We start from the raw sequence: 11,246 nt of genomic DNA on the forward strand, positions 1-11,246 counted from the left end.
ACGACCGGATGTACGCGGGCCCGTAGGCTGAACGGGTGCGCCTCCGTCTCGACATCGCCTACGACGGCACGCATTTCCGCGGCTGGGCCCGCCAGCCGGGTCTGCGCACCGTCCAGGGGACGCTCGAGACGGCGCTCGCCCGGATCCTCGCGGGAGCGCCCGCGCTCGTGGTCGCCGGACGGACGGATGCGGGCGTCCACGCGAGCGGCCAGGTCGCGCATCTCGACCTCGATGCGGCGCAGCAGCTGCGGCTCGCGCGGGGCCGGCGCACACCGGCCGATCCGGTCGGAGCACTGGCGGGACGTGTGCGCGGCGTGCTCGGAGCGTATCCGGATGCGACGGTGCGGCGGACCTCGCTCGCGCCCGTGGGGTTCGACGCCCGGTTCTCCGCCGTCTGGCGACGCTACTCCTACCGGATCGCCGACGACGCGACCGGCTACGACCCGCTTCAACGCGAACGGACGACCACCGTGCGCGGAATCCTCGACGTCGAGGCGATGGATGCGGCCGCGGGATCGCTGATCGGTCTCCACGACTTCGCGGCATACTGCAGACCGCGCGAGGAGGCGACGACGATCCGCACGCTGCTCGAGTTCGGCTGGCACCGCGCGCCCGACGGCGCCGTCGTCGCGAACGTCCGCGCGGATGCGTTCTGCCACAGCATGGTCCGCGCACTCGTCGGGGCGTGCGTCGCGGTCGGGGAAGGGCGCCTGAGCATCGCGGACGCCGTGGCGCTCCGCGATGCCGGCGAGCGCACGAGCGCGTTCAAGGTGCTCGCCGCCCGCGGTCTCGTCCTGGCCGAGGTGGGGTATCCCGACGACGACCTCCTCGGCACCCGCGCGGAGCAGACACGGGCACGACGCGGGCAGCACTGAGTCGTCGCCGAGTCTTCGCCGAGCCGGTGCTGAGCCTCCACGAGGTCGGGGCTGAGCCCCTGCTAGGTGATCGTCAAGACGACACGGAGAGGCGGTGCGCCGGGCCTATGGTGGAGACCTGATGAAGGTCATCTCGTACAACCTGCGCAAGCACCGGGCCGCTGGGGAGATCGCGGATCTCGCCGAGCGGCACGGCGCTGACGTCCTGTGCCTCCAGGAGGCCGACACCACGGACATCCCCGCACGAACCGGCGGCCTGAGGCTGGCCGACGCGACGCACCGCAACCGTCTGGGTCTTGCCGTCTACTACCGCGAGAGCAGCTTCCGGCTCGAAGACGTCCGCGCTCTGTCGCTGAAGAAGTCGTTGCACGACCGGGTGCTCAGACCCGCCGAGGAGCGGATGCTGGGCGTTCGTCTGCACGACATCGACGCCGGTCGCGCAATCATCGTCGCCTCCTTCCACGCGGCTCCGCTGACCGCGCTGAACTCGCTGCGCCGCCACCAGATCCGCACCGCGCTCGCGGAGCTCCAGAACCTCGGCCCGAGGCTGCCCGCGCTCATGGTCGGGGACTACAACTATCCCGTCTTCAAGGAGAAGCTCGGCGAACGCGTGCGCGACCAGGGATACGAGCTGACGCTCAGCGACGTCCGGACCTACACCCGGTACCGCTTCTTCCGCGGGCACTACGATTTCGCGACGTCGGTCGGCTTCGAGATCGCCCACATCCGCACTCTGCCCCAGGGACTCAGCGACCACCTGCCGATCCTGGTGACCGCGGAGCTGTCCGCTCGCACGGCGGCGGCGGGCGTCGCCGAGAGCTGATCGCCCCTCCGCCGGAGACGACCCGAACCGGGCTCGGACCGCCGACGACTATCGCGTGCGCGCGATCATCCCGTGACGGCGCAGGTGGCCTCGACCGTGCCGGACTTCCCGGGGAGCACCGGGGTCGTCTCGGCCACCAGCGACGGCGTGAAGGGCGTCTGCACGCGCACGGTGGCGGTGGCCTCCTCGCCGGGGGCGAGGTCGGTCGCCCAGATGAGCACCGTACGCCCCTGGTCGCTGCCCGTGCCGAACCCGGGGGTGGAGGACCCGCCGGTCGCCGACGACGAGACCACGGAGGACCCCGCCGGCAGATACAGGTAGGTCAGGGTGCGGGTGATCCCCGCGGGAACGCCGAAGGTGCCGTTGCCCGTGATGTACGAGGGGAGGCTCGCCGCGTCCGCGGGCGCCTCGTCGCGCAGCCGGACCGTGAGGAGCGCGTCGGGCGATCCTTCTGTGTCGCTGCACCAGGTGACCCCGGTGTCCAGACCCATGTAGTAGTCCATCTTCGACCCCGTGCCGTCGTTGACATAGACGCCGAACGCGGTCTGCTCGGCATCCGTGACGGGCAGCAGCCCCTGCAGAGTGGTGCCGTCGAGCACGGCCTGGTCGGTCTCGTCGGCGTTCCACAGGAGCAGGCGGTTCTCCTCCCCGGCCTGCACGAGCGCCGACACGAGGGCCGTCGGGTCGCCCGAGCCGCTGGCGAGCGCGTCGAACACGGATGCGGCCGCCGCCTCGAAGAACGCGTCCTGGTCGGCGGGTCGTTCGTAGCGCTGGTAGACGTCATTGAGGAGCAGCTGGACCGCGTTGTCCGCGGTGAGCACGTCGCCGGTCGGCAGGGTGACCGGGCCCGTGGCGGCGAGCAGATAGGACAACGCCACGGGATCGAGCGAGAGCACGCCGTCGACGTGGACGCCGGTCTCCCGAGCCCACATCTCCTGGGAGATCCGAGCTGCGAGCGGGAAGGACGGGGCCTGTGTCGCGTTCTGGATGAACTGAGCGGGCTTGACGCCCGCGACGGAGGTCAGGTCGCCGATGTCGAGCACCGGATCCTCGTACTTGGTGAAGTCGGAGGAGGAGGCCTGGGCGGTGAGGGAGATCGACCCGCCCTCGGTGTGGATCATGGCCATGGCGCCGACGATCCCGCCGAGGGATCGCCACTCGGCGTTGTTCTGGAAGACGACCAGATAGTCGCGCGGTCCGTCCTGGCCGAGCATGGCCGGCATGAGGGCCGTCGCGCGGCTCACCGCATCCGCCCCGGTGTGCACCATGTCCAGGAGAGCGGCGACGTCGTCGACGCTGGAGGCGAGCGGGGGCAGCAGCGCGCCCCGGTCGACGTTCTCGAGCGAGGTCGTCGCACGAGCGATCTGGTCGGCGCTCGCCGCCGCCGCGGTGTGCATCTCGGCGAACCCGGAGAGGTCGAACCGGCCGTCGACGGGACGGAGGGCGTCGACCGAGAAGTCCGACGCGATGCCCACGAGGGGCTCGAGCGCCGACCCGACGACATCGTCGACGGCGGCAGCGACGGTGGCGACGGCGGCGAGCTGCTCACCGACCCAGGGAAGGCCCTCCGCGGCCTCCCAGATCGGATCGGAGGTGAGCTGACGCGCGGCGGCCGTGTCGGCCGAGACCGCCGGGATGCGTTCGACGACGGACGCCGGGTCGCCGATGTCGGCGGCCAGGCTCCGCGCGGCGGATTCCGCGGCGCGCAGGTGCGAGTATGCGAGATACCCGCGGATGCCGAGCCACACGGCCGCGGCCGCGGTGAGGACGAGGAGGGCGAGCAGGGCCCACACCAGCACGCGCCCGGCGGTGCGTGCGGGGCGCGGAAGCAGCGGATTCGTCACAGCTTCACCCTACGTGCTGAGGCGGGCGACGCCTCGCGCGAGTCTAGACTGGGCGAAGCACGGGACACGCGGACGGGGGGACGGATGAGGCGCAGGCGCAGGTTTGTCGTGGTCGCGTCGACCCTCGCCGGGGCGATCGCGCTCGTCGGCTGCGGTCCCGCTCCGTGGAACGAGGGCGGGAGCACCCCCTCGCCGACTCAGACGAGCAGCACGCCGGCACCGACGCCCGTGTCGAACGATCTCTCGAGCGGCTCGACGCAGCGAGAGCTCACGGCGGGTGCGGTCGCGGCGACGATCGACTACTGGTCGACGCTGTCGATGGACCGGTGGACGGCGACCGCCCTGAAGCCCGTCAGCATCTCGATGGTGACCACCGTGACGCCCGACGACGGACAGAAGGTCTACCTGCAGAAGGCCACGATGACCGCGGTGCCGGGCAACGTGTCGACCTCGTTCGATCCGCTCGCCGCCCAGACCGACCAGGCCTCGGTCAGCCCCGGGTATCTCGTCCTCTCGCCCTACAGCTATTCGCAGACGTTCAACATCGGCGATGTGCCGGCGGAGGCCACGTTCGTGACGGTGCAGTTCACCTACGACTTCCTCGTGCAGACGACGCCGACCTCGGCCGAGTACGCGAAGCAGACGGCCAGCGACACTCTCACCGTGGCGATCGCCGGCGGCGGCGAGTAGGGAATCGCGCCCCGGTCCCGCTTCGTCCCGGCCGAACGCGCACCCGGTTCACGCGAAGGTCACGTATACTGTCGGCGCTGTCCGGGGATTTCACGCGCGAGCGGGGCGGCACCACCCGAATTCGTCTCCGCCCCGTGCGCGGACCCTCCCGAGGAGTGGCCAGTGAGCCTTCGTCGCCCTACCGACCGCCGTGCGCGTCGGGTCGCCATCGGGGCGGCGCTCGCCCTCGTCGGCGCTCTGTCCCTGTCCGGCTGCAGTCAGATCGTGGACACCTTCAACAACCTGCAGGGCATCGGCTCCGACGGGTCGGCGAACGAGGGGACGAGCGTGACGCCGTCGGCCAGCCCGTCCGCGTCGATGGTCTTCAACTCCCAGTTCACCTACGACGGCTCGGTCTCGTTGACCACCGACGTCGCCGACGACCTCGAGGTGCGTCTCGACGTGTGGGCGGTGGACTCCAAGCGCACGCAGGAGTGGACGCCCACCCGAGACAAGACGTTCGGCTTCTCGGTCAACGTCTACGACCACCGCGTGGACGAGAAGGCGGTCCTGACCGAGAAGCGCCGCGTCTACATCTCGTCGATCCAGGTCATGTCGCAGACGGCGCAGACCTCCGGGCAGGTGCAGTCGCCGTTCCAGTTCAGCGCCGACCCGCGTACGCTCGTGCCCACCGACACGCTCCGCTCCGACCGGGGTCTGCTCCTCAACAGCTACCAGGGCGGCCTTCTCGTCCCCGAGCAGACGATCCACCAGCTTCCCGCGGACACGTACGGTGTGACCCTCGAGTTCGCCATGACGGTGTCGGTCGAGGGGACGGCCAACACCGACACGTCGTTCCAGCAGCAGGTCGTCTATCAGTACCTGCCCATCGCGATCTTCCAGGACTGACGTCGCGATACCGCGTCCGGTCACCGCGGGCAATCTTGCGGAAACCTTGCGCTGACCCTCGGACAGAACGGATCCTTGCTTGCGGGGACTGTAGCAGTCTGGACTCCGGCGCCGATCCGGCGCCTCGATCCGCCGCCCGACCCCGGCGACCATAGAGGATGTGACCGATATGACCGACCCCCGGATGGCGTATCCGCAGAACACTGCGCACGCGCTCGAAGCCGCACACGGCTTCGCGGACGACCCGATGGGTGCCGCCCCCGAGGGACATTTCGAGCAGGACTTCATGGCCGTGCTCGAGAACACCACCGTGCACCGCTCCACGATCGGCTGCATCATCCCCGCCTACAACGAGGAGGAGTCGATCGCCGATGTGCTCGAGGGCCTGCTCAAGCAGACCCGTGTGCCCGACGTGATCCACGTCGTCGTCAACAACACCTCGGACGACACGGTCAAGATCGCGTCGGAGTATGCGGGACCCCACGAGGTGACGACCGATCTCGGGGAGCAGTTCACCGAGGTCTTCGTGCACGACATCGGCAAGAATCCCGACAAGAAGGTCGGTGCGCTGAACTACGGGTACTCGCTCGTCGAGGGCTGCGACTACCTGCTGGGAGTCGACGGCGACACGATCGCCGACTCGCGCGCGGTCGAGTACCTCGAGACCGAGGCGGTGAGCGACTCCCGCATCGGCGGGATCTCCGCGATCTACACGATCGACGACCGTCCCATCAAGGGCACGGTCGCGAAGTGGCTGATCGCCGGGCAGCGCACCCAGTTCGCCGCCTTCAACCTGCAGAACCTGCTGCGCGGACGCAACATGGCGGTGCTCGGCGGCCAGTTCTCGATCTTCTCCACGAACGCGCTGCGCGACGCGATGCACGCCAACCATCAGAGCACGCCGTGGGTCAAGGACAGCGAGGTCGAGGACTCCCTGTTGTCCCTGCAGATCAAGAGCGCCGGATACCTGACGAAGATCAGCCCGTACGCGCGCGCGGACGTCGGCGGCATGACGACCCTCAAGGGATACGACGCCCAGCAGGTGAAGTGGACGTTCGGCGCGATCGAGCTCATGTGGCCGGGCCAGCGCGGTGACACCAAGGGCCAGCCGTTCCACCCCAATCTGCGGCTGCGCTGGTTCGAGAACTTCGGCATGCTCACGAACCTCTTCGTCCGCGTCGCGTTCCTCGTCCTGCTGGCCGGATCCCTGTCGATCAACGCGTTCGTGTTCTCGCCGCTCTGGCTGATCCCGGTCGGCGTCGCCATCCTGCTCAACGTCCGCATCGCCCGCACCATGAAGAACTGCAACCGGCGCGATCTGCTCTTCGCGGGTCTCGGATTCCCCGCGGAGATCTTCATGTGGATCCGCCTGAGCCACTTCCTGCGTTCGTGGAGCCGCTTCCTCTCCCGCAAGAAGGTCGACAACTGGGCCATGCAGGCCAAGGCGGAGCGCGGCGGCGGATCGATCGGCCACTGGGCGCCGTTCATCATCCTGGCGCTCGTGCTCATCGCCGTCGCCGTCATCTGGAACATGCTCGGACCCGTCGTGCAGTCCTCGATCCTCTGGGTCGGCTGGCCGATCGTCGGTGTCGTCACGGTCCTGCAGACTCTGCTCATGGCGACGAAGCTCTTCCGCCGCTACCAGGGCTACAAGGTCTGACAGCCCGCGACGCCCGGCCGACACCGCCCGTCCGGGGCGAACCGGGGAGGATTCACGTCCGGGCGTGTACCGAACTCATGACATCCCGCGGCGGATGGGTCGACACCACCGCGGGAATCCGGACCGCGCCCGCAGCGCCGACCGGAGATGTCATGAGCTGTGCACGGGTCGGCGACCCCAGGCGGAGCGGGCGCACCGCGACCCTTCGCCTCGTCGCTTACGCTCCTCGCTCAGGGACCGAAGAGGGAGCGTTCGCATCAGCTTCTCCGCGCCCCTGGCGGGGCGCTCTGTGGGGTGGGGAGAGTCCAGGCAATGCGCGCGCCTGTTCAACAGAACCGGGGCGGGGAGACTTTCGGGTCAGGGGGAGACGAGCTCCGTCGTCAGACGGTATCCGACTCCGCGCACCGTCTCGATGTAGCGGGGGTTCGTGGGGTTGTCGGCGAGCTTACGTCGCAGGTTCGTCATGTGGGCCTCGACGGCGCGCTTGTCGGCCTCGCCGACGTAGTACGACGTGACGTAGGACTCGCCGCGCAGCACCAGCGTGAGGTCGGCTTTGCTGCGCACCCGCCGCTTGGACTCGAGGAGCGTCGCGAGCAGGTCGAACTCGGTGCGGGTGAGCTCCACCTCCTGACCCGCGGTCAGCACGATGCGCGTCTCCGGGTTCAGCTGCAGGTCGCGATGCGTGACCCAGTAGCCTCCGCCGGGGACGACGGCACGGCCCCCGGCCGGCACCATCTCGGTTCCGGGCGCCGCCGCATGCGGCGGGAGGACGACGGGGGCCACCGCAGCGGGGACGACCGGCTCGGGCATCGCCGCTGCGGGCGGGTAGTCGTGCACGTCCGGGTAGCCAGACGGCGGCTGAGGCTGCACGGGAATGCCCTGGGTCTGCGGGCGGGCGCCCGGGAAGGAGGGCCCGACGCTGTCCTGGCGGGGGTTCGCGTTCGCCCCGGCCTCGGGGCGCGGCCGGCGCAGAAGCGCCTCCACGCGCGCGCGGAACTCACGCGGACGGAACGGCTTGACGATGTACTCGTCCGCTCCCGCGCCGAGCCCGAGCACGACATCGGCCTCGTCGGCGAGACCGGTCAGCATGATGATGAAGGTGTTCGACTTCTCCCGGATGCGGCGGGCGGCCTCGAAGCCGTCGATGCCCGGCATGTTCACGTCGAGCGTCGTGATCAGCGGCTGGTAGGCGAGGACGGCACGCACGCCGTCGATGCCGTTGCCGACGGAGACCGTCGAGAATCCGGCCGCCTCGAGGACCTCGGCCAGAAGGTGCCGTACGTCGGGATCGTCCTCGACGATGACGGCTGTCTTCTGCCCGCCCGAAGCATCGCTCATAAGATCGAGATCCCCGTCTTTGACTGTCGACCGCGGTTCCCCTGTATGGGATCATCGCGCGTCGCCAATTGTTCCACAGATCGGGGGGATCATCTCCCGCCGCAGCCGGTCAGCGGACGTCCTGCGTCAGCTCTACGGATGCCTCCGGCCACCATGCTCCCGCGGCCGGACCGCCGTTGCACTCGCCGTCGCTCTCGCCCGGCGGCTTGATCCACAGGTTGGTGTCGACGACGTCGTCGCCGTAGGTGCCGCTCGTGTCGCCGACAAGGCGACCGGGAGGGTTGCACCAGTCCGACGTCGCCCCTGCGCCGTTGCGCGAGGTGTCGATGAGGGCGTGCCCGCCGCCGAGGATGCGGGCGATCTCGTGGGCGTACGCGAACTCGTCGACGGTGGGGTTGAAGTTCGATACGTTCGTCGCGAAACCGCGCACGTCGTCGAGGACGTCGACCTGCGAGATGAGGTCGGCCATCTCGTCCGAGGAGAGCCAGTTCGAGTGGCCGCCGTCGAGGTAGATCCAGGTGTCGGTGCCCTTCAGGCGCCCGACGGCGTCGTGCAACTGCGCCGTGCGCTCGTCGGTGTTGCCGCACTCGGGGGCCAGGGCGAGGCTGTCCGGCTCGAGGACGACGATCTTCTGCACGTCCTTGACGGAGGCGAGCGCCTGGCCGATCTCGGTGGTCCAGGCGTCGTAGTCGGCGTCGTCGAGCCCGCCGGCGGAATGGTTGCCGCAGTCGCGCTCGGGGAGCCCGTAGACGACCACGGTGAGCGAGGCGTCCTGCTCACGCGCCTCGGCGGCGAGGTTGAGCACACGTGCGCCGGCCTTCCCGATCGGATCGATCTCGGGTGTGAGCCAGTACGCCGTCTGCTGGGACGCGAGGTACTCGGCGGCCTCCTGCTGCTCTCCGCTCAGGGTTCCGGATGCGGCGGCCTTCGCCGCCTTCGACTCCTCCGGCGCGACGATCGTCGTGCCCACGCCCGGCGGCTGCGCGCCGAGCGCCTGCAGACCGCTCGTGATGAGCCAGCCCACCGTGCCGATGATCGCGAGGACCACGACGAGCGCGGTGACGAGGATCGTGATGAGCAGCCACCTGGGCAGGCCGCGGCGACGTCGCGGAGGGGCGGTTGCGGTCACCCAAGGACTCTATCGCGCGGGCGTGTCCTCCCGAGCGCGCTAGCCTGACAGGGAACCGGAAGGACACGCCATGTCGGGAACGATCATCGTGGGTGTGACGGATGCGGCATCATCGCGGAGCGCACAGGAATGGGCGCTGCGTCGAGCGCGCGAGACGGGGCGTCGGCTCGTCCTGTTCGCCGTCGTCGGTGGTGCGGTCGGTGCAGTCGGCGAGGACGAGGTCGTGACCCGGGTCGTCTCCCGGGCCCGTGACGCGCTGGAGCGTGTCGTGGCGGAGGTGTCCGCATCCGGTGTCGCCGTCGAGGCGCGCATCGAGTCCGGCAATCCGGTGGCCCTGCTCGTGGACGCGTCGACGGATGCGGAACTGCTCGTGATCGGCGGCGAGCCGCGCGGTCACGGGCACCGCGGCCAGCACGGCGCCCGGATCGCCGCGGGCGCGCACTGCCCGGTGGTCGTCGTGCCCGAGGCGGACTCGGCGGACCGTCGCGGTGTGGTCGTCGGCGTCGACGGCTCGGAGGTGTCGGACGCGGCGATCGACTTCGCGGCCGCCGAGGCGCAGCGGGCGGGAGAGACGCTGACGGTGGTGTCGGCATGGATGCCCGTCGCCATGCCCGGTGACTTCGGGGTCTACCCGGACCTGTATCTCACCGATCTGCAGGGCATCACGCAGGCAGGCGTCGACCGGGTGCTCGAGCGCGTGCGAGCCGACCACCCCGGGCTCGACGTGGTCGCCGCGGTGGCGGAGGGGGAGCCCTCGACCGTGATCGGCGATCACGCGCGGTCCGCTCGGTTGACGGTCGTCGGCTCGCACGGACGCGGCGCGTTCGCGCGCTTCCTTCTCGGCTCGGTCAGCGAACAGGTCGTCGCGAACCTCGAGAGCGCGGTCGCCGTCGTGCGCTGACCGTGCGTCGGGCCACCGGCGATGCGGCCCCCGGCACTGGGTGGTTGCCGGGGGGGCCGCGGGCGCCGTCAGCCCCGATCGGGATGCCGGAGCATCCAGCGGTCGAGGCCCAGGGTTGACGGATCTACCGCGGACACCATACCGCGTTCTCGACGAGGACGAACGGCCGCGCGGTTCCGCGCCGGTGACAGCCGGGGGCGAGATGAGGACCCCCTCCGGCTGGGGGACCGGAGGGGGCTCTCCTCGCACGGGGCTCTCGCCACGCCGTGCCTTCGCTCACCGGGGGTGACCCGAACACCATCGGTGTGCGGTGTTGCTGAATCCAGTATCCGGGCCATACCGCGACGCGGCGAGGGCTTGACATCCGGGGCAACTCTGGTCCGCGTTCGGCTCGGCGCGCACATGGGGCGACGAAAATGTCAGTACGATGCTGGCTATGGCGCGTGAGGGGCAACGCAACCCGGAACCGAACAACACGAGATGGCTCGTGTATGTCGGGGTGACCCTGTTGGCGCTCGGCGTCGGGGCCCTCGTGTACGCGTCGATCATCAGTTATCTGAACGCCATCCTCTAGGCTCCGGAAGCCCCTCTCCGGGATCGTCGGAGCGGGCCCGGGCCGACCGGCGCGCCACCATCGGCGCCGTCGGAGTGAGCGCGCGGGTGGCGCCGGCAGTTCCTGCGCTCCGGTCTCGCGCCGCTCGTGCCACGCGCGGACCTCGCCGAACCGCGAGCGCAGTGAGACGAAGCGCCTCACCGGGACGAGCGCACCGCGACCCTTCGTCTCGGAGCGTTGCTCCTCGCTCAGGGACCGAGAGCGGGGACTTTCGGGTCAGCTTCTCCGCGTCCCTGCGGGGCGCTCCGTGGGGTGGGGAAAGTCCAGGCAATGCGCCTGCTCAAACAGAACCGGGGCGGGGAGACTTTCGGGTCAGCGCATCGAGCCGAGGGTGAGTCTCATAGCGTGGTGTTACTTCCCGCGGGGCTCTCGTCGTCGTTGACGTAGAGGAGCCATCGTGGGAGCCCCAGTTGTTTCCGGCAAGAAGCAAAGAAGTGATCCCACGATGACCCACAACCAGTCTGCCTTGACGACCCTGATTGGCG

General features: G+C 69.8%; 9 protein-coding genes. 6 read left to right on the forward strand and 3 right to left on the reverse strand.

Annotated elements, in window-relative coordinates; all coding sequences use genetic code 11:
* The first annotated feature begins 35 nt into the window (after window positions 1–35).
* Window positions 36–875: a tRNA pseudouridine(38-40) synthase TruA gene (locus GVL03_RS06645; RefSeq protein WP_159500203.1), complete on the forward strand. Its 840-nt coding sequence runs from the start codon at window positions 36–38 to the stop codon at window positions 873–875.
* Window positions 876–996: 121 nt separating this feature from the next.
* On the forward strand, window positions 997–1,698 hold the full coding sequence (locus GVL03_RS06650) for an endonuclease/exonuclease/phosphatase family protein (RefSeq protein WP_159500204.1): 702 nt from the start codon (window positions 997–999) through the stop codon (window positions 1,696–1,698).
* Between the two features lie 65 nt (window positions 1,699–1,763).
* Here GVL03_RS06650 and GVL03_RS06655 read toward each other — a convergent pair whose 3' ends face one another.
* Window positions 1,764–3,542 (reverse strand): DUF4012 domain-containing protein, encoded by a 1,779-nt coding sequence (locus tag GVL03_RS06655; RefSeq protein WP_159500205.1) that lies wholly within the window; start codon window positions 3,540–3,542, stop codon window positions 1,764–1,766.
* Window positions 3,543–3,650: 108 nt separating this feature from the next.
* Here GVL03_RS06655 and GVL03_RS06660 point away from each other — a divergent pair, with 108 nt between their 5' ends.
* The 3 genes from GVL03_RS06660 (at window position 3,651) to GVL03_RS06670 (ending at window position 6,780) form a co-directional block, all read left to right on the forward strand.
* Window positions 3,651–4,232 carry a hypothetical protein gene (locus GVL03_RS06660; protein WP_235038046.1) on the forward strand — a complete coding sequence of 194 codons (582 nt, stop codon included), beginning with the start codon at window positions 3,651–3,653 and terminating at the stop codon, window positions 4,230–4,232.
* Between the two features lie 162 nt (window positions 4,233–4,394).
* Window positions 4,395–5,120, forward strand: coding sequence for a fructose 1,6-bisphosphatase (locus GVL03_RS06665; protein ID WP_159500207.1), 726 nt, complete (start codon window positions 4,395–4,397; stop codon window positions 5,118–5,120).
* 169 nt (window positions 5,121–5,289) lie between these two features.
* Window positions 5,290–6,780, forward strand: a complete 1,491-nt coding sequence (locus tag GVL03_RS06670; RefSeq protein WP_373683829.1) for a glycosyltransferase — start codon at window positions 5,290–5,292, stop codon at window positions 6,778–6,780.
* A 357-nt stretch (window positions 6,781–7,137) separates the two neighbouring features.
* Here GVL03_RS06670 and GVL03_RS06675 read toward each other — a convergent pair whose 3' ends face one another.
* Together GVL03_RS06675 and GVL03_RS06680 are read right to left on the reverse strand one after the other, a co-directional pair.
* A complete protein-coding gene (locus tag GVL03_RS06675; protein ID WP_159500208.1) occupies window positions 7,138–8,118 on the reverse strand; it encodes a response regulator transcription factor in 981 nt (326 codons plus the stop codon).
* A gap of 109 nt (window positions 8,119–8,227) precedes the next feature.
* Window positions 8,228–9,247: a glycoside hydrolase family 6 protein gene (locus GVL03_RS06680; RefSeq protein WP_235038047.1), complete on the reverse strand. Its 1,020-nt coding sequence runs from the start codon at window positions 9,245–9,247 to the stop codon at window positions 8,228–8,230.
* 70 nt (window positions 9,248–9,317) lie between these two features.
* On the opposite strand from GVL03_RS06680, the gene GVL03_RS06685 reads away from it, so the two are divergent.
* Entirely contained in the window at window positions 9,318–10,148 is an 831-nt protein-coding gene (locus GVL03_RS06685; protein ID WP_159500209.1) for a universal stress protein, read from the forward strand.
* Window positions 10,149–11,246 lie beyond the last annotated feature (1,098 nt).

It is taken from the genome of Microbacterium sp. 18062, assembly GCF_902706225.1.
Taxonomy (GTDB): domain Bacteria; phylum Actinomycetota; class Actinomycetes; order Actinomycetales; family Microbacteriaceae; genus Microbacterium.

What these genes read in the sequence shown, in the direction of transcription:
- GVL03_RS06685 (WP_159500209.1), top strand. Translation starts at nt 9,318, where the DNA reads ATGTCGGGAACGATCATCGTGGGTGTGACGGATGCGGCATCATCGCGG.
- GVL03_RS06675 (WP_159500208.1), bottom strand. Translation starts at nt 8,118, where the DNA reads ATGAGCGATGCTTCGGGCGGGCAGAAGACAGCCGTCATCGTCGAGGAC.
- GVL03_RS06670 (WP_373683829.1), top strand. Translation starts at nt 5,290, where the DNA reads ATGACCGACCCCCGGATGGCGTATCCGCAGAACACTGCGCACGCGCTC.
- GVL03_RS06650 (WP_159500204.1), top strand. Translation starts at nt 997, where the DNA reads ATGAAGGTCATCTCGTACAACCTGCGCAAGCACCGGGCCGCTGGGGAG.